At 42.2% G+C, this 26,417-nt stretch carries 28 protein-coding genes, 2 tRNA genes, 1 pseudogene and 1 other annotated feature; of the genes and pseudogenes, 5 read left to right on the top strand and 26 right to left on the bottom strand.

The genetic code is table 11. The features are described from left to right. Nucleotides 1–7 precede the first annotated feature (7 nt). Nucleotides 8–234, bottom strand: a binding site (T-box leader). Nucleotides 235–364: 130 nt separating this feature from the next. Continuing rightward, nucleotides 365–553, top strand: coding sequence for a hypothetical protein (locus LC065_RS10860; RefSeq protein WP_089652686.1), 189 nt, complete (start codon nt 365–367; stop codon nt 551–553). On the opposite strand, the gene spoVID is transcribed toward LC065_RS10860, so the two are convergent. The 7 genes from spoVID to hemA all read right to left on the bottom strand — a co-directional run bounded on the left by spoVID (nt 550) and on the right by hemA (nt 7,865). Beyond that, nucleotides 550–1,539, bottom strand: coding sequence for a stage VI sporulation protein D (spoVID, locus tag LC065_RS10855; protein WP_226591273.1), 990 nt, complete (start codon nt 1,537–1,539; stop codon nt 550–552). The two genes, LC065_RS10860 and spoVID, sit on opposite strands and share 4 nt — an antisense overlap. A gap of 113 nt (nt 1,540–1,652) precedes the next feature. Continuing rightward, a complete protein-coding gene (hemL, locus tag LC065_RS10850) occupies nt 1,653–2,942 on the bottom strand; it encodes a glutamate-1-semialdehyde 2,1-aminomutase (protein WP_226591275.1) in 1,290 nt (429 codons plus the stop codon). A gap of 25 nt (nt 2,943–2,967) precedes the next feature. Beyond that, nucleotides 2,968–3,945, bottom strand: coding sequence for a porphobilinogen synthase (gene hemB / locus LC065_RS10845; protein ID WP_226591277.1), 978 nt, complete (start codon nt 3,943–3,945; stop codon nt 2,968–2,970). A gap of 2 nt (nt 3,946–3,947) precedes the next feature. Beyond that, complete coding sequence (locus LC065_RS10840; RefSeq protein ID WP_226591280.1) at nt 3,948–4,712, bottom strand: uroporphyrinogen-III synthase; 765 nt, start codon at nt 4,710–4,712, stop codon at nt 3,948–3,950. Further along, on the bottom strand, nt 4,712–5,641 hold the full coding sequence (gene hemC, locus LC065_RS10835; RefSeq protein ID WP_226591283.1) for a hydroxymethylbilane synthase: 930 nt from the start codon (nt 5,639–5,641) through the stop codon (nt 4,712–4,714). Before hemC ends, LC065_RS10840 begins: the two co-directional genes overlap by 1 nt. 18 nt (nt 5,642–5,659) lie before the next feature. After that, nucleotides 5,660–6,478: a cytochrome c biogenesis protein gene (locus LC065_RS10830; RefSeq protein WP_226591285.1), complete on the bottom strand. Its 819-nt coding sequence runs from the start codon at nt 6,476–6,478 to the stop codon at nt 5,660–5,662. Between the two features lie 49 nt (nt 6,479–6,527). Further along, on the bottom strand, nt 6,528–7,865 hold the full coding sequence (gene hemA, locus LC065_RS10825; RefSeq protein WP_306163402.1) for a glutamyl-tRNA reductase: 1,338 nt from the start codon (nt 7,863–7,865) through the stop codon (nt 6,528–6,530). Nucleotides 7,866–8,113: 248 nt separating this feature from the next. Here hemA and LC065_RS10820 point away from each other — a divergent pair, with 248 nt between their 5' ends. Beyond that, the gene (locus LC065_RS10820; RefSeq protein WP_226591289.1) at nt 8,114–8,596 is read left to right on the top strand and encodes a LiaI-LiaF-like domain-containing protein; all 483 of its coding nucleotides are present in this window, start codon (nt 8,114–8,116) and stop codon (nt 8,594–8,596) included. 506 nt (nt 8,597–9,102) lie between these two features. On the opposite strand, the pseudogene LC065_RS10815 reads toward LC065_RS10820, so the two are convergent. From LC065_RS10815 to LC065_RS10780, 8 genes and pseudogenes are all read right to left on the bottom strand, one after another. Then, nucleotides 9,103–9,825: pseudogene (locus LC065_RS10815) on the bottom strand (amino acid ABC transporter ATP-binding protein). A 29-nt stretch (nt 9,826–9,854) separates the two neighbouring features. Then, on the bottom strand, nt 9,855–10,469 hold the full coding sequence (locus tag LC065_RS10810) for an amino acid ABC transporter permease (protein WP_226591691.1): 615 nt from the start codon (nt 10,467–10,469) through the stop codon (nt 9,855–9,857). Nucleotides 10,470–10,606: 137 nt separating this feature from the next. Next, complete coding sequence (locus tag LC065_RS10805) at nt 10,607–11,440, bottom strand: transporter substrate-binding domain-containing protein (RefSeq protein ID WP_226591291.1); 834 nt, start codon at nt 11,438–11,440, stop codon at nt 10,607–10,609. A gap of 258 nt (nt 11,441–11,698) precedes the next feature. Then, the gene (gene yihA / locus LC065_RS10800) at nt 11,699–12,286 is read right to left on the bottom strand and encodes a ribosome biogenesis GTP-binding protein YihA/YsxC (RefSeq protein ID WP_226591293.1); all 588 of its coding nucleotides are present in this window, start codon (nt 12,284–12,286) and stop codon (nt 11,699–11,701) included. Beyond that, nucleotides 12,276–14,606 (bottom strand): endopeptidase La, encoded by a 2,331-nt coding sequence (gene lon, locus LC065_RS10795; RefSeq protein ID WP_306163401.1) that lies wholly within the window; start codon nt 14,604–14,606, stop codon nt 12,276–12,278. Before lon ends, yihA begins: the two co-directional genes overlap by 11 nt. A gap of 256 nt (nt 14,607–14,862) precedes the next feature. After that, a complete protein-coding gene (gene clpX / locus LC065_RS10790; protein WP_160915501.1) occupies nt 14,863–16,140 on the bottom strand; it encodes an ATP-dependent protease ATP-binding subunit ClpX in 1,278 nt (425 codons plus the stop codon). Nucleotides 16,141–16,474: 334 nt separating this feature from the next. After that, the gene (tig, locus tag LC065_RS10785) at nt 16,475–17,761 is read right to left on the bottom strand and encodes a trigger factor (protein ID WP_226591297.1); all 1,287 of its coding nucleotides are present in this window, start codon (nt 17,759–17,761) and stop codon (nt 16,475–16,477) included. A 146-nt stretch (nt 17,762–17,907) separates the two neighbouring features. Then, nucleotides 17,908–18,888, bottom strand: a complete 981-nt coding sequence (locus tag LC065_RS10780; protein ID WP_226591299.1) for a tetratricopeptide repeat protein — start codon at nt 18,886–18,888, stop codon at nt 17,908–17,910. A 353-nt stretch (nt 18,889–19,241) separates the two neighbouring features. On the opposite strand from LC065_RS10780, the gene sda reads away from it, so the two are divergent. Continuing rightward, nucleotides 19,242–19,388 (top strand): sporulation histidine kinase inhibitor Sda, encoded by a 147-nt coding sequence (sda, locus tag LC065_RS10775; protein ID WP_226591301.1) that lies wholly within the window; start codon nt 19,242–19,244, stop codon nt 19,386–19,388. Between the two features lie 83 nt (nt 19,389–19,471). Here sda and LC065_RS10770 read toward each other — a convergent pair whose 3' ends face one another. Next, nucleotides 19,472–19,636, bottom strand: a complete 165-nt coding sequence (locus LC065_RS10770) for a hypothetical protein (RefSeq protein ID WP_226591304.1) — start codon at nt 19,634–19,636, stop codon at nt 19,472–19,474. 94 nt (nt 19,637–19,730) lie between these two features. After that, complete coding sequence (locus LC065_RS10765; protein ID WP_226591306.1) at nt 19,731–19,895, bottom strand: hypothetical protein; 165 nt, start codon at nt 19,893–19,895, stop codon at nt 19,731–19,733. 120 nt (nt 19,896–20,015) lie between these two features. Between LC065_RS10765 and LC065_RS10760 the strand changes: the two genes are divergently transcribed. After that, nucleotides 20,016–20,405 carry a thiol-disulfide oxidoreductase DCC family protein gene (locus LC065_RS10760; protein ID WP_226591309.1) on the top strand — a complete coding sequence of 130 codons (390 nt, stop codon included), beginning with the start codon at nt 20,016–20,018 and terminating at the stop codon, nt 20,403–20,405. Nucleotides 20,406–20,857: 452 nt separating this feature from the next. Beyond that, entirely contained in the window at nt 20,858–21,043 is a 186-nt protein-coding gene (locus tag LC065_RS10755) for an aspartyl-phosphate phosphatase Spo0E family protein (RefSeq protein ID WP_226591311.1), read from the top strand. Nucleotides 21,044–21,140: 97 nt separating this feature from the next. Here LC065_RS10755 and LC065_RS10750 read toward each other — a convergent pair. The 9 genes from LC065_RS10750 to LC065_RS10710 all read right to left on the bottom strand — a co-directional run bounded on the left by LC065_RS10750 (nt 21,141) and on the right by LC065_RS10710 (nt 26,412). After that, nucleotides 21,141–21,214 (bottom strand) — tRNA-Arg (locus LC065_RS10750). Nucleotides 21,215–21,241: 27 nt separating this feature from the next. Next, nucleotides 21,242–21,315 (bottom strand) — tRNA-Gly (locus LC065_RS10745). Nucleotides 21,316–21,426: 111 nt separating this feature from the next. Beyond that, nucleotides 21,427–21,951 (bottom strand): metallophosphoesterase, encoded by a 525-nt coding sequence (locus LC065_RS10740; protein ID WP_226591314.1) that lies wholly within the window; start codon nt 21,949–21,951, stop codon nt 21,427–21,429. 14 nt (nt 21,952–21,965) lie between these two features. Continuing rightward, the gene (locus LC065_RS10735) at nt 21,966–22,559 is read right to left on the bottom strand and encodes an XTP/dITP diphosphatase (protein WP_226591317.1); all 594 of its coding nucleotides are present in this window, start codon (nt 22,557–22,559) and stop codon (nt 21,966–21,968) included. Nucleotide 22,560: 1 nt separating this feature from the next. Continuing rightward, nucleotides 22,561–23,319: a ribonuclease PH gene (gene rph, locus LC065_RS10730; protein WP_226591319.1), complete on the bottom strand. Its 759-nt coding sequence runs from the start codon at nt 23,317–23,319 to the stop codon at nt 22,561–22,563. A 144-nt stretch (nt 23,320–23,463) separates the two neighbouring features. Beyond that, complete coding sequence (locus LC065_RS10725) at nt 23,464–24,567, bottom strand: GerMN domain-containing protein (RefSeq protein WP_226591322.1); 1,104 nt, start codon at nt 24,565–24,567, stop codon at nt 23,464–23,466. Nucleotides 24,568–24,704: 137 nt separating this feature from the next. Beyond that, on the bottom strand, nt 24,705–25,526 hold the full coding sequence (gene racE, locus LC065_RS10720; protein ID WP_226591324.1) for a glutamate racemase: 822 nt from the start codon (nt 25,524–25,526) through the stop codon (nt 24,705–24,707). 21 nt (nt 25,527–25,547) lie between these two features. Then, nucleotides 25,548–25,985 carry a MarR family winged helix-turn-helix transcriptional regulator gene (locus LC065_RS10715; protein WP_226591693.1) on the bottom strand — a complete coding sequence of 146 codons (438 nt, stop codon included), beginning with the start codon at nt 25,983–25,985 and terminating at the stop codon, nt 25,548–25,550. A 202-nt stretch (nt 25,986–26,187) separates the two neighbouring features. After that, a complete protein-coding gene (locus LC065_RS10710; RefSeq protein WP_008635211.1) occupies nt 26,188–26,412 on the bottom strand; it encodes a helix-turn-helix domain-containing protein in 225 nt (74 codons plus the stop codon). Nucleotides 26,413–26,417: the final 5 nt, after the last annotated feature.

The following is a 26,417-nucleotide window of genomic DNA, read 5'->3' as shown; positions in this document are numbered from 1 at the left end:
CATCCTAAAAAAGGACGAAAGGGTTCATTTCCGTGGTACCACCTTTAATTTACAGGAAGTCATTCCTGTACACTCAAATAAAAATAACGGCTTCTAACCGGCTTCTCCTACTCATTGTTCAAAGAAGCTGCATCAAGGGCGACCTTCCATTAACAGGGTTCCTGGAAAACTCTCACCAATCGTTTTCCTCTCTGAAGGAATTGTTCATGTACTCTTCCCTATCTAAGCATTTCACGTATAAAGACTATACTACATATTGTATATAAAAAAGAGGCATTTAGTCAACTACGTCAAAGAAAAAGGCGAAAACCCCTGAGCCGATTGCCCAGGAGCCTTTATCCTCCAATGAAAAGAGGTGCTCTTTATGAGTCGTTTGTATCGTTATCGTCTGCCTCCATGGTGCAGAACGTGGCTGTTTGTCATTGAAAAATCTTTGCTGCCCATCGTGATTTTCCAAGCCCTGCGAACCATCATCTTCCCGACTACTTTCGACATCTTCCTTCTCGGATTGGTCCTCGGTTTGTATCTCGCTTTCAAATATAAATGGATTTAGTTCGGAATATACACAATCTGCCCAGGAGAAACGTCGTCTTTATAATCATTAACTCGTTCTAATTGTTTTACCGATACGTCATACTTTTCCGCAATCGAAGATAACGTTTCTTCTTCCTGGGCAATATACATTTTCATCTGTGTGTACGTGTCTTCTCTGTTCGGGAACAAGTGTTTGAAAATTTGTTTGATCCCATCCATGCCTCCAGGTGCTTGAGCACTTTCTTGATCAGACTCTTCGCTGCTTGATTCTTCACTGCTGGACTCTTCGATACTGACTTCTCCCCAATCCCCACTATCATAGGATGGCTCTTCCGGAGTTAATTGGGTATTTTCCTGAGCATGACCAAAGAACTCTGGGAAGCTTTGTGATTTCTTATAAAACCATCGTCCATCGTCTTCTTCTGTATGCTCACTTTCATCTTTTTCATCAATCCGAAAAATAGGGGCTTCCCGCTCTGGCAGAACAGGCGATTCTTTTTGACTCTGTTCTTGAAAATTGACGGGACCCACAGTCGCTGATTCATCAAAATTCGGTTTATTCGATGCTTCTTGTTGCCTTTCTTCCAGTCCATTGATATTCACATGGGCATGAAGCCTGAGTTGACGATTGGCGGGAAGTTCGTAATCAAAACTTTCAATGTCGATGAGCACATCTTCTAAATTCGATACCCTTTCTAAAGGTACCGTAATTTCCACTGGAAATGAGTGGTTGAATGTATGAATGCCTTCTTCTAATGGTTCGACTACGTCCATGGTTCGAACAGAGGATGCAAGAGGACTTTCATCCTGCGCATCCTGGCTTCCAGTCGGAATGTATTCACCCGCAAGATCGACGGTCCCTTTCAACCGGACCTCATCTCCAAGCTCTTCAATAGTAATTTCAGGTTCTAATGATATACCGATTAACTCGCGAACGCCCTGTCCTTCCTTGAACCATATGGATTCATCTAAATAAAAGGAAAATACATTTTGTTTGTTTTGCAAAGTTCGGTCCCCTCCCTAAGGTAATAAACACTTTTCTCTATTATCACCTTATGCGAGAGTTAGAGTAATATACATAACGAAAGCGCATGGAGGACCCCCATGCGCTTATAACATTAAGATTTAATTTGTGAAAAGACTTTCTCCGCTGCTTGAATGGTTTTCTCGATATCCTCATCCGTATGTTTGACAGACAAGAACAACCCTTCAAATTGGGAAGGCGGCAGATATACCCCTTCTTCAATCATTCCTTGGAAATAACTCGTGAACATGTCCAAATCCGATTGGTTGGCTGTTTCAAAATTCGTCACAGGTTCGTTTGTAAAGAAGAAACCGACCATGGAACCAGCCCGGTTCACTGTCAGTGGAATGTTGTGTTTTTCAGCGGCTTGCTGGTAACCTTCAATTAAACGGTCTACTTTTTTATTGATGGAAGCATACGCTTCTTCCGTCATAGCAGAGATCGTTTCAAAACCTGCCGTCATTGCGAGCGGGTTTCCAGAAAGCGTACCTGCTTGGTAGATGTCACCGACAGGAGCGACCCGCTCCATAATTTCCCGCTTTCCACCATAGGCTCCTACAGGAAGACCGCCTCCAATCACTTTTCCAAGGCATGTCATGTCAGGTGTCACATCAAAGTGTCCTTGAGCACTGTGGTATCCAACACGGAAGCCAGTCATAACTTCATCAAAGATCAGAACCGTTCCATTGTCTTCCGTCATTGTTCTTAACTCTTGCAGGAAACCTTCGTTTGGTGGGACGACACCCATATTTCCGGAGACAGGCTCAATAATGACAGCTGCTAGATCGTCTCCAAACTCTTCAAAGACATATCGAACGCTTTCTATATCATTATATGGGACCGTAATTGTATTTTGTGCAATAGATTCCGGTACACCAGGAGAGTCAGGCAGGCCAAGAGTCGCTACACCAGAGCCCGCTTTGATCAGCAAGGAGTCTCCATGGCCATGGTAATTTCCTTCAAACTTCAAAATTTTATCGCGACCTGTGTACCCACGAGCAACACGAAGGGCGCTCATCGTTGCTTCAGTTCCTGAATTCACCATCCGCAGCATTTCAATAGAAGGCACGCGTTCTCTCACAAGGGAAGCCAATTTGTTTTCCATTTCTGTAGGAGCACCGAAGCTCGTCCCATTCGCTGTCGCTTTGGTTAACGCTTCTGTTACCTTTTCATCGGCATGGCCTAAAATCAAGGGGCCAAAGCTTAATACATAATCGATATATTCGTTGCCATCGAGGTCATAAAGTTTAGAACCTGCGCCTTTTTCCATAAAAATTGGGTCCATCTGGACAGATTTAAATGCGCGTACAGGGGAATTCACTCCACCCGGCATTAATTCTACCGCTTTCGTATAGGCTTGTTTTGAACGATCAAATGTTTTCATTTATACGACACCCTTTCTGTCCGCGTTATTGATTTAACCAACGAGCTGCATCTTTAGCGAAATAAGTAATAATGAGGTCCGCTCCTGCTCGTTTCATGGAGGTCAGTTTTTCAAGGACAATCTCTTCTTCGTTGACCCAGCCATTTTGGGCAGCTGCTTTGATCATGGAATACTCCCCACTGACATTGTAGGCGACCAGTGGCAAGTTAAAACGATCTTTCACTTCACGCATGATGTCAAGATAAGAAAGAGCTGGTTTAACAATTAAGAAATCAGCGCCTTCCTCTACATCCGATGCTGCCTCTCTTAAAGCTTCCAGGCGGTTCGCTGGATCCATCTGGTAAGCACGACGGTCACCAAATTGAGGGGAACTGTGAGCCGCATCACGGAACGGGCCATAAAAAGAAGAAGCATATTTAACAGCGTAAGACATGACAGGGATGTGGCTGAAGCCAGCTTCATCAAGGCCCTGACGAATAGCGGCAACAAAACCATCCATCATGTTGGATGGGGCGATAATATCGGCACCTGCTTCCGCTTGAGTAATCGCCGTTTTTGTAATGTAAGTCAAGGACTCATCATTAGCAATATCCCCATCACGGACAATTCCACAATGACCGTGATCAGTATATTGACATAGGCAAGTATCTGCAATCACGGTTAAGGAAGGAAAGTCTTCTTTGATTTGACGAATGGCACGTTGAACAATCCCCTCATCGTTATAGGCTTGACTTCCTACCTCATCTTTTTCCGCAGGAACACCAAAGACGATGACGGATTTAATCTCTAACTTTACCAGCTCGTCCATTTCCTCGTTCAAGTGGTCGAGGGAGACTTGATGAACTCCCGGCATAGAAGCAACTGGATTTTTGATGTCTTCTCCTTCTACAACAAAAATCGGATAGATTAAATCTTCCGTCCGAAGGTGAGTCTCTCTCACAAGCGCTCTCATAGAATCCGTTCGGCGCAAGCGACGGTGGCGTTTGAACTGCAAATCATTCATATTTATCTTTTCCCTTCGTTAGAAAAATAGTAAGTCATTTCTTTTAGCATGTGGGTGATGGTGAACTGCTCCGGGACATGAACGTTGGTAAACCCACATTTATCTGCTTCTTTGGCTGTCGTCGGACCAATACAGAAACAAGGAATCTCCGCCCCTTTATTCCTGACCATAGACACAAATGCACGGACAGTCGACGGACTTGTAAAGGTCAGTGCATCAATTTTTCGTTCCTGAATCCACGCATGGAGTTCAGGCTTTTTATCTTCCACTAGTAGCGTATCATATACGGTCATGGAATGGAAAAATACACCCTTGTCCTCAAACATGCGGGGCAGAGCGTCTCTTGAACGATTTCCTCTTATGTACAAAATGTGACCAGGCAGAGGTTCTCTTGCTAAAAACTCTTCCCCCATCGAAGACGCATGATATTTTGAGGGGATGAAATCGGCCTGAAATCCAAGTTCGTTTAAATGTTTCTCGGTTTTTGACCCAATGATGGCAAATTTAAGGTGATGCGGAATCTCGACTTTGTACTTTTTTAGTAGATCGAAAAAAAACTTCACACCATTCGCGCTTGTGATAAACACCCATGAATAGTCGTGAAGTCGTGTCAAAACCTCTTGATGAGATTCAGAATCATTCAATTGGAAGGAGAGAAGGGGAGTATGATAGACCACTCCACCTTCTGCTTCTATTCTTTCAATAAATGAGCGTGCTTGGGACTGTCCTCTAGTAACGAGAATTCTCTTCCCTTGCAGTGGCTGCATTATTGGTCATACTCCTCTTTCGCACGATCCACAATTTCCTGTGCCCCTTGAGCTTTCAAACGATCTGCTGCTTCTTTTCCAACTTCAATTGGATCTTTACCTGAAACCGTTTCATGCAAGATGGTCTTTCCATCAGGAGTTCCGACAAGCGCTGTCAAAACGATTTCCTCTCCTTTACGGTAGGCATAGCCACCGATTGGAACTTGACATCCACCATTCAAATCATGGAGGAATTTACGCTCAGCTGCAACCGTGGTTTCAGTGTATTCATGATTCAATTTTTTAAGGAAATCGCGTAATTCAGAATCGTTCTCACGACATTGAATCGCAAGCGCTCCCTGCCCAACAGCCGGAACACATACATCAGGCTCTAGATATTCGGTTACGACATCATCATCCCAGCCCATGCGTTTTAATCCTGCAGCTGCAAGGACAATGGCATCGTAGTCCTCTTCTTTACACTTGCGGAGACGTGTATCAATGTTTCCACGAATCCATTTAATCTCTACGTCCGGGCGGACAGCCTTAATTTGAGATCCTCGTCTCAAACTGCTTGTTCCAACGATTGCTCCAGCGGGAAGATCTTTAAGAGCCACGTTTCCATTAGAAACAAAAGCATCACGGTGGTCTTCACGAATCGGAACAGCCGCCACCATCAACCCTTCTGCAACAACTGCAGGCATATCCTTCATACTATGCACAGCCATATCAATTTCTCCATCGTACATGGCCTGCTCGATCTCTTTAATGAAAAGCCCTTTGCCTCCAACCTTCGAAAGGGTGACGTCAAGGATTTGATCACCTTTCGTCGAAATTCGTTTGATTTCAAACTCATAGGATGGATCGATCTGTTTCAACTGTTCGATCACCCATTCTGTTTGTGTGATCGCTAAATTACTTTTGCGGGATCCGATAACGATTTTTCTCAAAACATTTCCTCCTCGAAACTAAAAATGAAAGTTAGATAGTGAACCAAATAAGAAGAAGTTGATCAATAGAAATAGAAATGCTGCTGCGTTAAAAATGGCGATCGTCCGTCCCTGATAACCTTTGATGACTCTCAGCGTCAAATAAACAATGTAGACGACTAATACCAGTAACGACCCAAGTGTCTTAGAATCATACCAGTAGAAAACAGCTGTAGAGACATATCCCCAAACGACCCCCAATATGATGGCGATCAACAACAGAGGAACACCTAATATGATGGACACATAAGAGAAGTGATCCAGCTTAGTTAAATCACCAAGACGGAATAATTTTGCATCCCATTTCTTTTTCTTCAACAGACGGTACTGCAACAAATACATAACAGAAAAGATAAAAGATAACGTGAAGAAACCATAAGATATAATCGCTAGACTGACATGGATGACAAGCAGCTCATTGACGAGAGCCACTCCCCTGTTTTCCAAGACATTTTGAGCCCGCGTGGAGATGTGAATGATCATGATTAAAAAACCAACCACATTGGTGAAAAATACGAGAAAATCCACTTTGAAGAGTCTGTTAATGATGAGCGAGAACGTCACTAGAATCCACGAATAAAAATATAACCCATCGTAAACGGTCATGATCGGAAAATCTTCTTTTACAAAAACCTGCGAAAGCAGAAAGAAGGTTTGCAAAACCCAAACCATACTAAGTAACCAGAAGGCAGAAATATTCGCCTTCCGGTTATTTTGTACAAAGTCGATGAAGTATCCAATGATACTCAATCCATATAGAAAAAGGATAAGTTCGTAAACCCATTTAAATTCAAGCATTTCACTTCCACCTTATGAATGGGCTACAGGGCTGATGATGGAGATGGAATCACTGGCCTCTGTATCGTTCTTCACCTTCGCGCTGTTCTTTTTTTTCTTGTTCTTCCGCCTCTTTTTTCACCTGCTCTTCTATACCAAAAATCTGAGTGAATAAACGCAGGGTTTCCTCTGAATCTGGCTGAGCTGCCATTTCTTTCGCTTGAGAGATCGGTTCTTTCAACATTTGATTGATAATACTTTTCGTGTGTTTACTCAATACTTTTCGTTCACGATCGGTAAGCTCCGGCATTTTTCTTTCAATACTCTTCATCGTTTCTGCCTGGATATTCAAAGCTTTTGATCGAAGAGCTGAAATCACAGGAACAACGCCTATCGTTTGTAACCACTGCTTAAACTCTACGATTTCCGCTTCAATCATGATTTCAATTTCTGCTGCCGCTTGTTTTCGAAGTGCGAGATTCGCATCCACGATCCCTTGCAGGTCATCAATATCATACAAGAATACACTTTCCAGCGCTTCCATTGCCGGGTCTAAATCTCGTGGAACAGCGATGTCTACAAAGAAGAGAGGCTTCCCTTTTCGTTTCTTATGAATAGGTTCCATCTTTTCCTTCGTAATGACATAATCTGTTGCACCTGTTGAGCTGATGACGATATCAGCATTCTCCAGCACACCCTCAAGCTCGTCCATCGTGTGCGGATGTCCGTTGAATTGATCCGCTACGTTTTGAGCTTTTGCTAACGTGCGGTTGACCACCGAAACTTTTCGCACACCAGAACCATGAAGGTTCTTGGCAGCTAATTCCCCCATTTTCCCTGCACCCAGGATGACAATATGCTTGTGGACAAGATCACCAAAAATCTTTTTAGCAAGCTCTACCGCCGCATAGCTTACAGATACAGCATTCTCACCGATTTCCGTTTCTTTATGGCCCTTTTTCGCCATGGTGACCGCTTGACGGAACAACTGATTGAAGATGGTACCTGTTGTCCCTGCTTCCTGTGCCTGAAGGAAAGACTGCTTCATTTGACCGAGGATTTGAGTTTCTCCAAGGACCATGGAGTCAAGACCTGCCGTGACACGCAGCAGGTGCTCAATCGCACCATCAGTTTCATAAATGGAAAGAAAAGGAGAGAACTCTTCTTTGTCGATGTCAAACCAGTCGGATAGAAACTGCTTAATATAATAACGGCCTGTGTGGATTTGATCCACAACCGCATAAATTTCCGTTCGGTTGCATGTAGAAATAATCACATTTTCCAAAACACTTTTTTGAGTGTTGAGGCGCTGCATGGCTTCTGTGAGCTTATCCTCGGAAAATGTGAGCTTCTCGCGAATTTCCACAGGGGCTGTTCTGTAATTAAGACCGATAGCTAAAATGTGCATTTCATCTACCCCCATTAAACGTTCAAGACTTATCACATATCCACTAGTATAGCACAAAATCCGGACGAATTTCCGTTAGAAATATGAACAGATTTTGAATCCCTTATGATAGGATGAAATTAGATAATATAGAAAATAATAACGATTTGTTTAGAAGAACTTTAAATTATAATCCGATTGTAATATACCAAAACCTTCGCATAATCGCAAGGATGCGACATTTTTGTACGATAGAAAAGGATGTGTTCATGCTGAATAAGCAAAATTCACTGATCGGACTGTTATTTATCGGGGTGGGCGTTTACTATTTCCTTCGTCACCTCAATATTCCCGAACTGACCCTGTTTTACTCATGGCCCACTTTAGTAATATTCATAGGAATGGCCTTTCTATTACATAGCTATTGGACAAAAGATCATTCATCCTTGTTCACTGGTGTGATTTTGGCTGGGTTCGGCTTGCATTTCATTGCCGTTGATCATGTCCCTTTCTGGCGCGATCACTGGGGAATGTATCTGATAATTGTGGGCGTAGCTTTTCTATTGCATTATAGAAAAACGAAGAATGGGTTGATTCCTGCACTTCTATTTCTTGGCATCGGTTTGTTTGCCACGTTCGCCCCTACCAGTCCCACTTGGTTCCAATGGATTCAGGGCGTTTTTCAATTGATCGAACGTTTCTGGCCACTTGCCCTGATCGCTTTTGGATTTTACCTATTAAAAAAGAAATAACCATTCTTGTGTTAAAACTCCACATTTTACAAGACTCAGTTCCGAGACTTTTGTTGAGTGGATGGGGGCTGCGGGGAATAGCTCGCTTTCCGCGGGAGCGCGGTGAGCCTCCTCGGACTGCGTCCTGTGGGGTCTCACCCTGCACTTTTTTTCCCGCAGGAGTCTCGCCATTCCCCTCCTCCCTTTTGCCATTGAAGTGTCTCGAAATCCCTTCTAGAATAAGCTGCTTTGATCCACATGGTAATTGGAAGGGGAATCAACTCCCAGGGAAGCTATTCTGCATGTGGAAAGCTTGTTATAGAGCGCGTTATGCTTAACATCAGAATAGTGAAAGTCATTCTGTCGCCGAGGAGGGGTTCATTTTTCACCCACCCCTGACGCTAAAACCGGGCAACGAACCAGAACATCTTGAAAACTGAGTCTTCCACAATGCTTTAACAACTACCTTTAAAGGAATAAGACGAAAAACAAACCCCAGAGACAGGCTCTGGGGTTTGTTTTTCGTCTTATAAAATGGAGCTTAGAAACGCTTGGGTTCTTTCTTCTTGTGGATTTTCGAACAAATCTTTCGGAGTTCCTGACTCTACGATTTTTCCATCATGCATATAAACAACGCGGTCGGCAACTTCTCTTGCGAATCCCATTTCGTGGGTGACCACGACCATTGTCATTCCTTCTTTCGCAAGGTCTTTCATAGTAGCAAGAACTTCTCCGACCAGTTCAGGGTCGAGTGCTGATGTAGGCTCATCAAACAGCATGATTTCTGGTTTCATTGCAAGAGCCCTGGCGATCGCAACTCGTTGTTTCTGACCACCTGATAGTCTTGATGGGTAATCATTGGCCTTATCACCAAGTCCAACTTTATCTAAAAGCTCCTAGCCTTCTTTTTTCGCCTGACTTTTAGAGATTCCTTTGACTTGGGTAGGCGCTTCAATAACGTTGCCTAATACCGTCATATGAGGGAACAGGTTAAAGTGTTGGAATACCATCCCCACTTGTTGTCTTACTTTGTTCAAATTATCTTTTTTAGGATCAATTTGTTCGCCTTTAATAAAGAGCTCCCCACTGTTCTTCATTTCTAAAAAGTTCAAACAGCGCAGCATGGTACTTTTTCCGGACCCGCTGGCCCCGATGAGTACAACCACTTCACTTTCTTCCACGTGAAAATCAATGTCCTTGAGTACATGCAGATCCCCAAACGATTTATTCAATTTATTTACTCGAATCATTTGCTCTGACAATTGTCTTTCCTCCTCTGTTAGTCACTCGCAGCCATTTTCTTCTCAATTGCACTGACAACGAGTGTCAGAAGGAATACGAGAATCAAATACCATACGGCACTTACGAGCAACCAGGTCATATAGTCGAATGTATTGGCCCCTTGAGTGGTGGCTACAGCAAATATTTCGGATACACCAATGAATGCTGCCAATGATGAATCCTTCAAACCAATAATAAACTGATTGCCAAGCGGAGGCAATGCACGTCTAAAAGCCTGCGGCAGGATGATCCGACGCATCGTCAAGGTACCGCTCATTCCAAGTGAACGACCAGCTTCTGTCTGACCTTTACCAATGGATTGAATGGATCCACGGAAAATCTCTGCAATATAGGCGCCATTGTGGAAGGCAAGTCCAAGGGCTACAGACCAGAACCCACTAATCATCCACACTTCTGTCAGTCCATAATAGAACACGAAGATTTGAACAATGAGAGGGGTTCCCCTTACCACATAAATGTACACATTCGCGATCCATTCCAACGGCTTAATTTTGGATATCTTCATAAAAGCAAACATTAACCCGATGACGATCGCAATTAAAATAGAGACCGCAGTAAGGGCCAAGGTCATTTGAGCGGCTTCAAAAAACATGCCTCGACTATCTATAAGTGCTGTCCAAAAGTTTGCAGAATACAAATACAATTGACTTCAACTCCTCTATAATGTCAAAAAGAGTACGCTCATTGCGCACTCTTTTTGACTTCGGTCTTCAACTGAAAAACGAGCGTTTACTCCGGCAGAGTCGTAATGTCTTCACCAAAGTATTCTTTACTGATTTCAGCAAGTGTTCCATCTTCACGAAGTGTTTCTAGAGCTGCATTGATTTCTTCAAGTAAGGCTTCGTTTTCTTTTGCAACAGCAACCGCCTGTTCACTACGCTCAATCATTTCTTTCGCTTCAATTTCAAGACCTTCTCCTGAAGCTTCCTTCCCGGTCAAGAAATCTGTGATTACAGCATCATGACGACCTTTTGCTAGCGATTGTAATGCTACAACATCACTGTCATATGTTTTGATATTCTCTGTTACTTCTTCCGCATACGTGCTATAAGTAGAACCTTTAGAAATGGCGATTTCCATTCCTTCTAAATCTTCTAATGTTTCCACATCACTGTCAGGACGCGTGAAAATTTGCGCTCCAGAATAATAGTAAGGAGTAGAGAAATCCACTTCCTTTTGTCTTTCTTCCGTAATGGTGTGACTTGCTACTGCCGCGTCAAAACGGCCTGTCTTCACACCTTCTACGATACTTGCGAACTTCTGCTTTTGCGGGTTTGGTTCCAAGCCCAATTCCTCAGCAATGGCATTTGCCACATCAATATCAAAACCTGTCATTTCCCCGCTTGCATCTGTCATACTGAATGGTCGGAATTCACCAGAAGCAGCAAACGTGAACTTTCCATCCTCAACAAGGTCATATGCTGTTTCTTCTGATGATTCACTACTAGAATCATTTTCGTTTGTATCCCCTGAAGTTTCTCCTTCATCCTCACTTCCACCGCATGCAGCCAGTGTGAAAATCATGAAGATGCTTAGGGTGATCATTAGTAAATATTTTTTCATAACCAAAATTCTCCCCTTCATCAATTTGTCATTTCTCTGTAATAATAGCGACACTTTAAATTATATCTAGTTATCTAACAATTCCCAAAATTAAACATAGTCCAAAATCTACTAAATACTGCTGTTAATAGACATGACCTGCAAAATGCCAGACTTTTCGTATAAATGCATGAATTTGCTCTAATATAATATAAATTTGCATGAATATACATACACACTAAAAAAACCACTTCCCTGTGTAGAGAAGTGGTTCTGTCATTATAAATTCAAATGGGAAAGCATGGTTCTCCATGCCACATCCTTACCTTCACCGGTTTCGGATGAGAAGGGAATCAATGCATCTTCCTCTTCCATTTCCAAGACATCAAAAATCATCTTCAGTTGTTTCTTTCGTTGACCCTTTTTGATTTTGTCAAGCTTTGTAGCGATCACCATAACAGGGAGATCAAAGTGCTTCAAATAATCATACATCAATTGATCATCTTCTGTTGGTTTATGACGGATGTCGATAATTAAAGCTGTCGCTTTTAACTGATCACGCTCTGCAAAATATTCTTCCATCATCGCTCCCCACTTCGCTCGTTCCTTTTTAGAAACTTTCGCATACCCGTAACCAGGCACATCGACGAAGTGGAATTTATCATTAATGATGTAGAAATTTAATGTTTGCGTTTTCCCAGGTTTTGATGAAGTTCTTGCTAAATTTTTACGTTGGATCATCCGATTAATAAATGAAGATTTACCAACATTCGATCTTCCTGCCAGTGCAATTTCAGGAATCGGTGTTTTTGGGTACTGCTTTTTGCTCGCCGCACTGATGACGATGTCAGCCGAGTTAACTTTCATGTACTGCCTCCGTTAATGCTTGTTCTAAAACTTCATCCAAATGCTTCACAGGAACAAAAGTCAAACCTTCCTTGATGCTGTCAGGAATATCTTCCAAATCCTTTTCGTTTTGATCTGGAATGATGATTTTTGTTAATCCTGCACGGTGGGCACTCAAGGATTTTTCTTTCAAACCGCCGATAGGCAAAACGCGTCCTCGAAGAGTAATTTCACCAGTCATGCCCACTTCTTTACGAACAGGGCGGCCTGTCAGTGCCGATACAAGGGCTGTCGCCATCGTGATGCCGGCAGAAGGGCCATCTTTTGGTGTTGCGCCTTCAGGTACGTGAATATGGATATCGTTCTTTTCCACAAACTCAGGGTCGATGTTCAGTTCATTCGCTCTAGAACGAATATAGCTGAAAGCCGCTTGTGCAGATTCCTTCATCACATCTCCTAATTTCCCTGTTAATGTGAGGTTTCCTTTTACAGGGTAAATTGAAACTTCAATTGATAATGTATCTCCACCTGCTGTCGTATAAGCAAGGCCTGTAGCTGCCCCAATCTGATCTTCCAGTTCAGCACGTCCATAACGGAATTTCGGGCGGCCAAGAAGGTCTTCCAGTTGTTTTTCCGTCACAACCACCCGTTGTTTTTCACCAGAAACGATGATCTTGGCAGCTTTTCTGCATAGGCTTGCTAATTCACGTTCCAACCCCCGTACACCCGCTTCTCTAGTGTACCGTCGGATCAATTTCAAGAGCGCATCATCACGTAATTGAAGCTGGCCTTTCTTCAAGCCATTTTCCTTGACTTGCTTAGGAAGCAGATGCTCTTTAGCAATATGAACTTTCTCAACTTCCGTATATCCAGCAATGGTGATAATCTCCATTCTGTCACGCAATGGCCCCGGTATGTTTGAAATATTATTGGCTGTAGCGACAAACATGACCTTTGATAGATCGTAGTTCTCTTCAATGAAGTGATCACTGAACGTACCGTTTTGTTCCGGGTCAAGGACTTCCAACATAGCTGAAGAGGGATCTCCTCTGAAATCACTTGCCATTTTATCAATTTCATCAAGTAAAAATACAGGGTTCACGGTCTCTGCACGTTTCATTCCCTGAATAATACGTCCGGGCATAGCCCCAATATAAGTTCTGCGATGGCCACGGATTTCAGCTTCATCTCGAATACCACCCAAAGAGATTCTTACAAATTTTCGATTAATGGAACGAGCGATAGACTTAGCAAGGGATGTTTTTCCCACTCCTGGAGGTCCAGCCAGACACAATATAGGCCCCTTGATCGTTTGAGTCAGTCTTTGAACCGCTAAATATTCAAGAACGCGCTCCTTGACCTTCTCCAAACCATAATGGTCTTCGTCTAAGATCTTCTCAGCACGGTTCACATCCAGATTATCTTCCGTCTCATTCGACCATGGCAAGGCTACGAGCCATTCAATGTAATTACGGATGACGGAACTTTCCGCTGAGCTTTGTGGAACTTTTTCATATCTTCCAAGCTCTTTATAAGCGATTTCTTCCACTCGTTCAGGCATATTGGCCTGCTCTATTTTTTCTTTAAGCTGAGCCACCTCACCTGATTTTCCATCTTTATCCCCAAGTTCATTTTGGATCGCTTTCATCTGTTCACGCAAATAATATTCTTTTTGCGTTTTTTCCATTGATTTTTTTACCCTTTTTCCAATCTTTTGTTCAATTTGCAGAACTTCACGTTCATTCCCAATCATGTCGACAAGCTTTTGAAGCCGCTCTTTTACATTCGCTGTTTCCAGAATCGACTGCTTTTCTTTTAGCTTCACAGGCAAATGGGAAGCGATCATGTCTGCCATATGGCTTGGTTCATCGATGTCGGACACGGTATTAAAGGTTTCCTGACTTACTTTTTTAGAAACTTTGACGAACTTTTCGAATTGATCCAAAAGCGTGCGCATGAGAGCTTCTTCCTCATTTTCTCCTACATGCTCATCCTCAATTTTTGAGATGTTCGCGTGATAAAAGTCCTCATCATCGACTAATTCTTCAACATGAGCTCTATATAAACCTTCTACAAGGACTCGATTGGTGCCGTTCGGCAATTTAACCATTTGTTTAACTCTTGCAACCGTTCCAATCTCATAAAGGTCATCGTTTGAAGGTTCATCAATATTCACTTCTTTTTGTGACACGAGAAAAATTTCATTATCATCCATCATGGATTGCTCCAGTGCTTGTACCGACTTTTCACGCCCCACATCCAAGTGGAGGACCATTGAAGGGTACACAAGCAACCCTCTGAGAGGAAGTAGAGGTATCTTTTTTCTATGTTTATCCGCCATTTCTTGCACCTCCGATTATTGCAACTACGTATTTTTATCATATATAAATGTACTTGGAAAGTAAACGAAACGGCACCAAATGATGCCATCACCGAAATCCCCTAACCATCTACTGTCAAGGGGCTCACTCCTCTAATACTTTATTATGAACAGAAACCAGCCTTTCATGCTTATGTAGCCATTTGTCAATTTTATAAAACAGAAGCCGTGCTACATCATGTTCGTAGCACGGCTTCTTGGATTTATTCCTTAAGGTTTACGCACTCTCTTTAGGAGATTGTTTGTTATCATCTTCAACAGTGCCGTCAGTCAAAACCAGCTTAGGACGTCCATTTTTAGCAGTGACTGTCTCTTTCGTAATGATACATTTCTCAATGTCATCACGGGAAGGAAGTTCATACATGACATCCAGCATGATTCCTTCAATGATCGAGCGCAATCCACGAGCCCCTGTCTTACGTTCTATAGCTAAGCGTGCGATTTCCCGAAGCGCATCTTCTTCCATTTCCAACTCAACATGGTCAATTTGGAATAGTTTTTGATACTGCTTCACAAGCGCATTCTTCGGTTTTGTTAGGATTTCTACAAGCGCATCTTCATCAAGCTGCTCGAGGCTGCCGATGACTGGAAGACGACCGATGAATTCTGGAATCAAGCCATAGCTTAACAAGTCTTCTGGCAGCACTTTTGTAAGCAATTCTTTCTTCTCAGCTTCATCAGCTGCTTGTTCAGAACCGAAGCCGATCACTTTACGTCCTAGACGACGCTTAATGATCTGGTCGATTCCATCAAAGGCTCCCCCAACGATAAACAATACATTGGTTGTATCGATTTGGATGAACTCTTGATGAGGATGTTTACGTCCACCTTGTGGAGGCACACTCGCCTGAGTACCTTCAAGGATTTTCAGAAGCGCTTGCTGCACTCCTTCACCAGACACATCTCTTGTAATGGAAGGGTTCTCTGATTTACGAGCCACTTTATCGATTTCATCGATATAAATGATTCCTTTTTCTGCTTTTTCCACATCATAGTCTGCTGCTTGAATCAACTTCAACAGAATGTTTTCAACGTCTTCGCCAACGTAACCGGCTTCTGTTAAGGAAGTAGCATCAGCAATTGCAAATGGCACATTTAGAATACGGGCCAATGTTTGAGCAAGTAGAGTTTTACCGCTACCTGTAGGTCCAAGCATGAGGATGTTACTTTTCGCAAGTTCTACATCATCATTTTTAACACCTGCATTGATACGTTTGTAGTGGTTATATACCGCTACGGACAGGTTCTTTTTAGCTTGATCCTGACCAATAACATAATCACTGAGGATTTCGCGGATTTCTTGAGGTTTCGGTACCTCTTTGAATTCCACTTCTTCTTCATTACCCAGCTCTTCTTCAACGATTTCCGTACAAAGTTCAATACATTCATCACATATATATACGCCAGGTCCTGCTACGAGTTTACGGACTTGTTCCTGACTTTTACCGCAGAAAGAACATTTCAACTGTCCTTTTTCATCGTTAAATTTAAACATTCGTTTCACCCCTTATTATAATGACGCAATCGTTGCGACTGAAGTTTCATGATACGACGTTTACGTTTCCACTTCACTTCTTTTGCCCATCATATCAGATTAACTTCAAACAAAAAAGCAATACCTTTTCAGAGGTGTGCGCAACTTTTCCTGCACCATCCTCATTATGTAATTCAACGGCAGATAAGTCAAACGATGGAGCACCAGTACTATTGTATGTAAACTGTTGGAGAAGTATCAACTATCTTCCCCATTAATCTCTACCTCTATACTCTATAATATAGAAATATATGAGAAGACAAGGTACGATCATGCACCTTGTCTTCTTAGTTTATTATTCAGCTTTAGAATTTGCAACTAGAACGTCAATGGCTTTGCGGACTTTAAGATCTTCTTTGATCATGTCAGTGTTCCCGCCAAGCATTTGCGTCAGTTGAGCAACGTCTGTTTGATACATGGAAGCCATGTTCTCAAGTTCAGCATTCACATCTTCTTCAGAAGCTTCAACATTTTCTGCCTCTGCAATCGCTTCAAGAGTCAAGTTCGTCTTCACACGCTTCGCTGCATCTTCTTTCATTTGCTCACGAAGGGCATCTTCATCTTGACCAGTGAATTGGAAGTACATGTCTTTAGTCATCCCTTGCATTTGTAGACGTTGTTCGAATTCTTGAACCATACGGTCAAGCTCTGTGTCCACCATAGCGTCAGGAATTTCAACTTCTGCATTTTCGGAAGCTTGCGTTACAAGCGTGTCACGCTTGCTGTTTTCAGCATCTGTTTTCTTCTGCTCTTCTAGACGCTCACGAGTTTTTGTCTTCAGTTCTTCAAGAGACTCAACCTCTTCGTCGACATCTTTCGCGAACTCATCATCAAGCTCAGGAAGTTCTTTTCCTTTTACTTCATGAATTTTCACTTTGAAAGTAGCCGATTTACCAGCTAGATCTTCCGCATGGTATTCTTCAGGGAAAGTCACTTCAACGTCAGTTTCTTCTCCTGCTTTTTTACCAACCAGCTGTTCTTCAAAACCTGGGATGAAGGAGCCAGAACCAACTTCAAGGGAGTAGTTGTCTGCCTGTCCACCTTCGAATGCTTCGCCATCAACGAAACCTTCGAAATCCATAACGACTGTGTCGCCATTTTCAACAGCTGCATCTTCTTTAACAACTAGCTCAGCTTGACGCTCTTGCATCTGCTTCAGTTCGTTTTCAACATCTTCATCTGATACTTCAGTATCCTGCTCTTCTACAACAAGGCCTTTGTAGTCGCCAAGCTTAACTTCTGGCTTCACAGTAACTTCAGCTGTGAATACAAGGTCTTGACCTTTTTCGATTTGTTTCACGTCTACTTCTGGACGATCAACAGGTTCGATTCCTGTCTCTTCAACAGCTTCTGTATAAGCTTGTGGAAGTACAATATCAAGGGCATCCTGATAAAGTGACTCCACTCCGAAGCGCTGTTCGAAAAGTTTACGAGGTACTTTACCTTTACGGAAACCAGGTACTTGTACCTGTTGAACTACTTTTTTGAAGGCTTGGTCAAGTGCTTTGTCGAACTCACTTGCAGGTACTTCTACTGTCAAAGTCCCCTGATTGCCTTCTTGCTTTTCCCATTTTGCTGACATAAAAAATTCCCTCCAACATCTATTCATTCATTTTCGTCCGAAGACGATGATCTGATGATTCTATGACTCTTTTTACATACGAATCTCGTTTGCAACCACTACATTATAACATAATCCTACAGCCTTTCAAGCCGTGAGCTGTTCATTTATTCCCCTACGATCAATACATAATGCTGTTCACATAGTTCGATTTCAGATTTGTATTTCTCCACTTGTTCCCATTCATCATTCTCAGGCATTGGAAGCTGTAAATAATCATGCCCTAATTGTTTAAGGGCTTCGACAAGAATCGGGACTTCCTTTTCATTAGGAAATATTGGATAACGCACATAGCAATAATGATATAAAAGGCGATTAATCATCTCGTACATCGTCGGGTTGTTTTGTTCAATTTGCCCAAGTCTCATCTGAATCTGTTTAATGATGTAATCAGAATGAAGCTGTGTTAATTCCGAGGGGACAACGGTGGATGCCTGCCCAAATTTCTTAATTGTCAACTCTTCACTCCAACCTGTGTCCCGAAACCATTCTAAGATGGACGATTTTATTATCGGGTGGACCTTTTCGTTCACTAATACACGTTGGAAGTCCACCGCAAAAGGGTCAGGTGATTGTTTTTTTAATTGGTCTATCGCTTGCCATTGCTTATGTATATCATCGGAATCCAAGGCCTGTTTAAATTCATCAAAATATTTCGTACCTTCTTCTTTATGACGATCCTCCAGAAGTTTCCGGCTTACCTCAAACATCTGCCAGAGTTGAGTACGACTTTGATGAGGGATGTCCTCTGATTCAAACACTTCTTCCAAAAGATTTATGATTTCTTCATACTGATTACTTTGGAATAAGATGGTGATATAGATATGTAAATAATGATAGTACTGTTCGTAATCTTCCTTCATTTGCTTTTGACATAATTCTTCCGCTTCATCGAACAGACCAAGTTCGATCCAACTCATCAGAAGTCCCGTGATGACATCCGCATTTGCAACGCCATACTCTACTAGTGGCTCCAAAGCTTCTGAAGCATCTTTATACCTTTTTTCCTTTAATGCTTCCAGTCCTACTCGTTGCAGAGTGGTTTTCCATTTTGGGAACATCACTAAGTTCCCGTTTTTATTTTCCATAAGACACCCTTCCCTAGAGTTTATACTTCCCTCATTTTATCCTTATCGTTTGTTTTTCAAACCTCTATTCATTCAGCTTATTAGGATATACTAAAGTATATTCACAATAAACACAAAGAATACACTTCTCGGTCTGGAATCCGTTTTCTGTACATCATGATCCGTTAAGTAAAGACAAGGAGCGACAATTCCTTCAATCAATCGAAAACCTTATCCTCCTATGTTATCTGAAAATGTTTGATATTAGCACAAAACAGGACTTTATGCTCATGATGATTTTGTTTTTTTTGCTAAAATAAGTGAATGTGAATAAAATTTCACCGAATTATTAAATTTTAAGGAGATGTATCGTTTTGTCATTGCTAGATGATCAAACATTGCTGGAAACGTACATAGAATCCGTGAAACTTCAATTAGATGATGAATTCGTCCACTTATTGACGAAAGAAATTGATAAACGATCTATGGAATTGCCTGAAGGAAATCTCCAACTTACATGAATCGACATCGAACGCTCTCCCTAATGAGAACGTTTTTATAGAGGAATTTAGAAAGGGTGTGCTGGAAAGCACACCCTTTCTTTTTATTGATTAGAGGTTGAGTTGCTCTGACGTTGCCCGGACATTTTAGCAATGCTCGGGATAACGTTTTGCAACTGCCCTGCCTGACCAGTCATCATGCTGTAGGTGGCAGCACCGATTCCGATAGAAGCGACAATCGGCAACCACTGAACATTCTTCTTCTCCATCCTGATCACTCCTCAAATCGCTTGGCTAATAGCCAATCCTATTGTGTGCTTGAGAAGGGACAAGTATGTGAGTTAAAACCATCTTCTCTATCCTTTATTTACCTTTAAATAACAAACGGATTAAGAATAGCGGCCAAAGAATGATCCAACCTAATAATACGAACATGTATATGGACTTCTCTTCTCTGCTCTGGTTTACAGGTTCTTCTTGTTGAAAACAAAAAAACATACCAATCAGGATATAAGCGAAGGCTATCAAACGTATCACTCCTCTACACCATAGCGTATGAAGAATACGTGACATGTGCCCCACCACAAGCAAACCTTTTAACAACGTATGGCGTTAAACATGGTAAAATGTTTGTAGAGGTGATTGAAGATGGAACGGATCATCCTGTTTGACGGAGAATGTAATTTTTGCAATCAAAGTGTGCAGTTCATTATTAAGAGAGATCCAGAAGGACGTTTCAAATTCGCTTCTCAACAAAGTGAAGTTGGAGAATCGTTCATGCGGAAATATGAAGTTCCAAAAGAAGTAGACAGCCTAGTCCTCATTGAAGGTTCCAAGGCTTACCTTCACTCCTCGGCTGCGTTGAGAGTATGTAGAAATTTGAAAGGGATTTGGAAAATCGGTTTTGCTATGGTTATTATTCCTAAGCGGATAAGGGATTGGTCGTACAACCTCTTGTCTAAAAATCGTTACAAATGGTTCGGTAAAAAGGAAGCCTGTCAAATGCCTTCACCAGAAGTCAAAAAGCGCTTTTTATAAACTCCTTGCCACCAAAAAGAAGCGTCCTAAATAAGGGCGCTCCTTTTATTGCCTAAAACCGATCCCTATAACTCATTAACGGATTTACACAAAGCAAGAACTTCTTATTCCAATCCTCCCACGTATAATTGATGCCATGTTCTTCAGAAAGTTCCTTCATATTCTTACTCCTGCAACCTTGATATTTTCGCAAGTCAATCCCTCTCATGAACTCAGGATTACACTTATGAGTTTCATAGGTTTATATGAATACTTTTATACTTCTTTTTACTATCATTAAAATGAATTAAGATAGTGATGTACTGCATAAAGAATTTGCTCGCGATCCCCTTCCTTCTAATGCGTCCTAAACAGAAAATAATCTTTAAATTGTGACATTTTTTCTAAACGGTTTCAAAATTTCACTCTTCGTCAACTATATAAGGTAAAATAATTTAAAAAGGGGATACTGTATGGATTGTGAAGGATTAAGAAATAAAATTGAAGTTAAGAGAAGAGAAATGTACCAAGCCTATCTCATCGATCAAAATTATACCAATGCACTTATCAAATCTCAGGAACTGGACGCAATGCTTAATAAGTTCAGAAGACTGTGTCAAAAACCGTTTATCATCGCTATGTCCGTTTTAATGCTTTGAAAGGGAATGGTACCATTCCCTCTTGAATGCAGATGCTTGTAGAGCACAAAAAAACTGTTTCCTTTGCTTTAGCAAAAGAAACAGTTTTTTCTTTTAGCGTCCCAGGAGAGATTCGAACTCCCGACCCACAGCTTAGAAGGCTGTTGCTCTATCCAGCTGAGCTACTGGGACATACTTATTAAAGTTTAAGATATGTAATGGAGCGGGTGAAGGGAATCGAACCCTCGTCATCAGCTTGGAAGGCTGAGGTTTTACCATTAAACTACACCCGCGTAGTTAAAAGTTAGCTTATAAGAAAACAAGTTTTGTTGCTGTCTTGTGAAGCGGACAAGAACTATTATATTAAGGATACGGAAAAATGTCAACAGGTTGCAGCAAAGAATTTAATTCTTCGCTGCAAGTGCTGTTGTCATGTATAAGTCAGGCATAGCGTCGCCATTCACATGATAAAATTGCAAGTGGACTTCACTTAAATCTTCCCACTCCAAAATTGCATACGTCGGCTCTTCACGATCTCTCGGGAGCCTTGCACTTCCTGGGTTAATGAATAGAGTGTCGCCAACTTTTTCTGCTCCTGCTATATGGGAATGGCCGAAGCAGGCAACTTGTGCACCAACTTCTTCTGCACGGTAAGAGAGGGGCATCAACGTTGATTTGATTTGATGCAAATGTCCATGAACCACCAAAAACATCACTTCTCCTACTTGCAGGGTTTGTTCTTCTTCCATTTCTGGTTCGAAATCACAGTTCCCTTTTGCATAAGAGAAGCCTTCAAGTTCTTTGGAATCATAAGCAAGTTCAGAATCCCCACAATGAATCATAGCATCGACATCCTGGTGTCTTTCCTTAATATCGATCACTTCATTTTTTAAACCGTGTGTATCACTCACAATTAGAACTTTCGGCATACGACTCACCTCGATTAGCTTTGAGTTTTCAACCACTCTTCAATTTTTTGTATGGCGTGATGACGGTGACTGATTGCGTTCTTCTCTTCAGAGGAGTGTTCAGCCATCGTACGGGAAGACCCCGCCGGTATGAATACAGGATCATAACCGAAACCATTTGTACCTTGAGGTTCGTTGGCGATCGTGCCCTCACACGTTCCTCTTTTAACAAAAGTATTCTCTCCAGGTCTTGCCACCGCTACGGCACAAACAAACCTAGCTGTACGTTTTTCTTCAGGTACATCATGGAGCTCATTTAAGAGTTTTTGTGTATTTTTCCCGTCATCTTTCTCTATTCCTGCATAGCGGGCGGAATAAACACCTGGTTCCCCGTTTAAGGCATCGACTTCCAAACCTGAATCGTCAGCCACGACAGGCACTCCGAAATGCTCGGCCATAGCTTCTGCTTTAATGGCTGCATTTTCTTCAAATGTCGCCCCTGTTTCTTCTATGTCAATGGAACGGTCAATATCTAACAAGGATTTCACAGAAATATTGTATTTGGAAAACATCTGGCGGAACTCATCCACTTTACCTGGGTTCTTCGTCGCCACTATCAGTTCCTTCATTTTACTTTGTCGCCTCCGCTTTTGTACGAATGACGTCTGACCATTCTCCAATGGCTTCTCCTTGGAGTTTGATTAGATCTGTAACACCTTCCTCAGCGAGGGACAACATCTTTTGCAGCTGCTGCATAGAAAATGTTGCTTCTTCTCCAGTACCTTGCAATTCAACAAATTCACCTTTTCCAGTCATGATGACGTTCATATCCACCTGTGCCTTGCTGTCTTCTTCATAGCAAAGGTCCAGAACTTCATCCCCGCCAGGCATTACACCTACAGAAATAGCAGTCAAGAAATCTGTAATCGGCAGCTCTTTAATGGTTTTTTTGTTCACTAGTTTGCCTAAAGCAATAACGACGGCGACAAATGCTCCAGTAATGGAAGCTGTACGTGTTCCTCCGTCAGCCTGGATGACATCACAATCGACCCAGATCGTGCGCTCGCCGATTTTATCTAAATCGACAACGGCCCTTAGGGAACGTCCGATCAAACGTTGAATTTCCATCGTGCGCCCAGAAACTTTCCCTTTTGACGACTCACGGATATTTCTTTGTTCCGTTGCACGAGGCAGCATTGCATATTCAGCTGTAATCCAACCTTTTCCTTGTCCACGTAAAAAAGGAGGTACACGATCCTCTACGCTGGCATTACAAATTACTTTCGTATCTCCAAAGCTGATCAGCACGGACCCTTCTGGATGCTTTACATAATCCGTTTCGATTGTTACTTTTCTTAGTTCGTTGACTTCCCGATGATCATTTCTCATCAGTAACGACCTCCTTTTGCCTACACCATTATCCTTGCCCATCTTAACACAAATTACATGTGTGAGGTAGTTAAAGCTCAAATGGAAAAGCGCCTCAAAAGCTTTTCACTTTTGAAGCGCTTCATGCATGATAATATTTTGTGATTACATGGCTTCTGCTCCATTGATATCCTGTCTTGTAACAGGCTCAGCCAATGGCTCTCCTGCTTCATTGAATACTTGTTCGGTTCCATCTACATGGACTTCGACTGATTCTATATCCGCTTGATCGGTAAGGCTCATGACAAGACTTGCTAACGCAGCATCAGATAAAGATGGTTGCTCGTCCACACTCGTCAGTATGTTTTCATTAAAGGAAACCGTCAGGACACCATTTTCAAGCTTGGAATTGACCAACTCTGCTCCTTCATTGAATGGGTTCATCAGTGCACTTCCAAGTTCAGGTCCTTCTAATAACGCCTGTACCATAGCGGTATATTCGTCACTTCCTTTAGCTACACGAGTAGTCACTGGAACTTGGTAGACTTGTTCCCCATTTTGGGCCGGAAAATAAACCGTGACCGCCTCACTGTTCATAATATCTGTGTTGTTCCCGACACTGTGGTTGATCCCGTCAGCACGGGAGACCCCTTTAGAAATTGGAGTCCCGTCGACAGGCATTACTTGCTGCTCATGACCGTTGATCCAAAGCTTAATTCGTTTTACATTTTCAAACTGAGTCAATGTATAAGTCATGGCTTGTAAAATCTTCTCTTCATCTTCAGCCGCATAATTTTTAAAGTCTTCCGATACATCTACAATAAGCGTTCCATCCTCTTTGGCGTTCACTCCAAGAATTTCTGTTCCAGCAGGAAGAACCGCTTCAAAACCATTTGGCAGCAAGTTGGTTACAGGTCCATCTTTCACCATATACTCAAGGGCCTGTGTGGCTACCTCTTCTGATGCCGGCAACTCTAAGGTCTGCGGGGCAACCATGCCGTTCGCGTCCAATAAATACACCTCACGAGCGACCGTCGCTGAAGAAGGCGCATCTTCTGTTCCTTCTCCTTCTTCCCCTTCTGTATTTTCACCTTCTCCTTCAGGTTGAGGTTCATCACTACTCGGATCTGGCGTTGTTGTAACCGCCTCTTCAGGTGTATCCATTTTCTCTAATGATTGCTCTCCTTCAAAAAGGCAGCCTGAAAGTAACCCTGTACTCAACAGCAATAGAACTGCGAGCATGAAGGGTTTGTAGCCGTATTTCTTCATAGTTTTCCCTCCTGAGATAGATTGTACTACCATATATACGAGCCCCTTGGAGGATTAGACCAGAAGATTTTATGAATGAAAATGAGACAGTGATTGAAAAGAGTTCCACAGGTCTTTCAAATAAAAAAAGCTCTGCTTTAATAAGCAGAGCTCGGAACATGTTCAATCTGTACGGATTTAAGAATTTGTACGGGTTCGTCAAACCAGCTATTTGCAACCAAGCGGAACTTTTCGAGATCTCCCGTCGTATAAAATTCATGAACAGGTGAAGAATTATCTTTCACTAACAACTTATGATAAGCAAGGATTAAACTTGCTTCCCTTGCTGTTTCTTCACCAGAACTAATCACTTGTATATGATTTCCCATCTCTTTTTGCACGAGGTCCTTAATCAACGGATAATGGGTGCAACCTAGAATAAGGGTGTCAATATGATTCATCTCTTTCAGAGGTTGTAGAGTATTGGAAACGATTCCTTCTGCTTTCGGACCGGATAGAATTCCGTCTTCTACCATCGGTACAAAAGGAGGGCATGCAAGGCCATTGACTCGGATGTTTTGGTCAATGGCAACAAGTGCATTTGGATACGCTTTGCTTTCAATTGTTCCTTCCGTACCGATTACACCAATACGTTTATTACGACTGAATTTAATCGCTGCACGGGCGCCAGGTTCAATAACACCAATCACAGGAATATCGAGCGTTTCCTGAAGTTCGGTTAGCGTATAGGCCGTGGCTGTATTACAGGCAATCACCAACATCTTGATATTTTTCTCTAGTAAAAAATTAACCATTTGCCAAGTGAATGCCCGAACTTCTTCTTCAGAACGGGGACCATATGGACACCTTTTTGTGTCCCCTAGATAGAGAAAAGTCTCTTTAGGTAATTGGCGCATCAATTCTCTTGCCACCGTTAAACCGCCCACGCCTGAATCTATGACTCCTATCGGTTGTTTCAATTCGCATCCCTCTTTTTTATCTTAGTTGTCTGATTCCTTATCTGTCTCTTTCATGTTTTCATGAAGAACGTGGAGTAAGCGGTTGAGTGTTTTTACATCCTCATCAGGTACGCCCTTCAAGACTTCTTCAAGATAATTCTGTCGTTTCTCAATCACCTCATGGATGATCTTCTCTCCCTTTTCCAAGACATGAATACGAACAACACGACGGTCTTTAGGATCGCGGACTCTCTCTACAAGCTCGTTCTTTTCCATACGATCTACAAGGTCTGTCGTTGTGCTGCAAGCAAGGTGGATATAGTTTGAGAGCTCTCCGATTGTCATGTCTCCTTTTTCTAAAAGCCACTGGAGAGCAACGAATTGTGGAGCTGTAATTGGATAATGATTTAAGATAACTCGTCCTCTTTGTTTAATAATCCCGGCTATGTATCTCAACTCTTTTTCTACATCAGCCATCATGGACGTCTGTTGTGATTTGGTCACATTCAGCACTCCTAACGAAAATACTTTATAAATCCCATTCTCATGGTTTGAGCAGAAAAATTCAAGGTCTAACTTCTCATTATAAGAAAAACCCTTTCAGGTATGGCTGCGTTAAACGCGACCTTACCTGAAAGGACCCCCTCCATCTCAAAAGCAATGGTTTGCTGTTCTATGGAGATCACAATTCCAGTTCTCCCATTCGCAGCAGTTCTACCACTGCCTGAGAACGTCCTTTCACCCCTAGCTTTTGCATTGCGTTCGAGATGTGATTCCGCACAGTTTTCTCTGAAATAAAGAGCTCTTTTGCGATCTCACGTGTCGTCTTATCCTGTACTAGAAGCTCGAAAACTTCTCGCTCCCGCTTGGTAAGAATTTGTGTTGGCCGATAGCCGTCCTCCTTCACAAGCG

Origin of the sequence: Halobacillus litoralis (assembly GCF_020524085.2) — a bacterium.
Taxonomy (GTDB): Bacteria; Bacillota; Bacilli; order Bacillales; family Halobacillaceae; genus Halobacillus; species Halobacillus litoralis_E.
This window is presented reverse-complemented; position numbering and strand designations above follow the sequence as displayed.

What these genes read in the sequence shown, in the direction of transcription:
- LC065_RS10860 (WP_089652686.1), top strand. Translation starts at nt 365, where the DNA reads ATGAGTCGTTTGTATCGTTATCGTCTGCCTCCATGGTGCAGAACGTGG.
- hemL (WP_226591275.1), bottom strand. Translation starts at nt 2,942, where the DNA reads ATGAAAACATTTGATCGTTCAAAACAAGCCTATACGAAAGCGGTAGAA.
- hemB (WP_226591277.1), bottom strand. Translation starts at nt 3,945, where the DNA reads ATGAATGATTTGCAGTTCAAACGCCACCGTCGCTTGCGCCGAACGGAT.
- LC065_RS10840 (WP_226591280.1), bottom strand. Translation starts at nt 4,712, where the DNA reads ATGCAGCCACTGCAAGGGAAGAGAATTCTCGTTACTAGAGGACAGTCC.
- LC065_RS10830 (WP_226591285.1), bottom strand. Translation starts at nt 6,478, where the DNA reads ATGCTTGAATTTAAATGGGTTTACGAACTTATCCTTTTTCTATATGGA.
- hemA (WP_306163402.1), bottom strand. Translation starts at nt 7,865, where the DNA reads ATGCACATTTTAGCTATCGGTCTTAATTACAGAACAGCCCCTGTGGAA.
- LC065_RS10820 (WP_226591289.1), top strand. Translation starts at nt 8,114, where the DNA reads ATGCTGAATAAGCAAAATTCACTGATCGGACTGTTATTTATCGGGGTG.
- LC065_RS10810 (WP_226591691.1), bottom strand. Translation starts at nt 10,469, where the DNA reads ATGTTTTTTGAAGCCGCTCAAATGACCTTGGCCCTTACTGCGGTCTCT.
- LC065_RS10805 (WP_226591291.1), bottom strand. Translation starts at nt 11,440, where the DNA reads ATGAAAAAATATTTACTAATGATCACCCTAAGCATCTTCATGATTTTC.
- yihA (WP_226591293.1), bottom strand. Translation starts at nt 12,286, where the DNA reads ATGAAAGTTAACTCGGCTGACATCGTCATCAGTGCGGCGAGCAAAAAG.
- lon (WP_306163401.1), bottom strand. Translation starts at nt 14,606, where the DNA reads ATGGCGGATAAACATAGAAAAAAGATACCTCTACTTCCTCTCAGAGGG.
- clpX (WP_160915501.1), bottom strand. Translation starts at nt 16,140, where the DNA reads ATGTTTAAATTTAACGATGAAAAAGGACAGTTGAAATGTTCTTTCTGC.
- tig (WP_226591297.1), bottom strand. Translation starts at nt 17,761, where the DNA reads ATGTCAGCAAAATGGGAAAAGCAAGAAGGCAATCAGGGGACTTTGACA.
- LC065_RS10780 (WP_226591299.1), bottom strand. Translation starts at nt 18,888, where the DNA reads ATGGAAAATAAAAACGGGAACTTAGTGATGTTCCCAAAATGGAAAACC.
- LC065_RS10770 (WP_226591304.1), bottom strand. Translation starts at nt 19,636, where the DNA reads ATGGAGAAGAAGAATGTTCAGTGGTTGCCGATTGTCGCTTCTATCGGA.
- LC065_RS10760 (WP_226591309.1), top strand. Translation starts at nt 20,016, where the DNA reads ATGGAACGGATCATCCTGTTTGACGGAGAATGTAATTTTTGCAATCAA.
- LC065_RS10755 (WP_226591311.1), top strand. Translation starts at nt 20,858, where the DNA reads ATGGATTGTGAAGGATTAAGAAATAAAATTGAAGTTAAGAGAAGAGAA.
- LC065_RS10740 (WP_226591314.1), bottom strand. Translation starts at nt 21,951, where the DNA reads ATGCCGAAAGTTCTAATTGTGAGTGATACACACGGTTTAAAAAATGAA.
- LC065_RS10735 (WP_226591317.1), bottom strand. Translation starts at nt 22,559, where the DNA reads ATGAAGGAACTGATAGTGGCGACGAAGAACCCAGGTAAAGTGGATGAG.
- rph (WP_226591319.1), bottom strand. Translation starts at nt 23,319, where the DNA reads ATGAGAAATGATCATCGGGAAGTCAACGAACTAAGAAAAGTAACAATC.
- LC065_RS10725 (WP_226591322.1), bottom strand. Translation starts at nt 24,567, where the DNA reads ATGAAGAAATACGGCTACAAACCCTTCATGCTCGCAGTTCTATTGCTG.
- LC065_RS10715 (WP_226591693.1), bottom strand. Translation starts at nt 25,985, where the DNA reads ATGATGGCTGATGTAGAAAAAGAGTTGAGATACATAGCCGGGATTATT.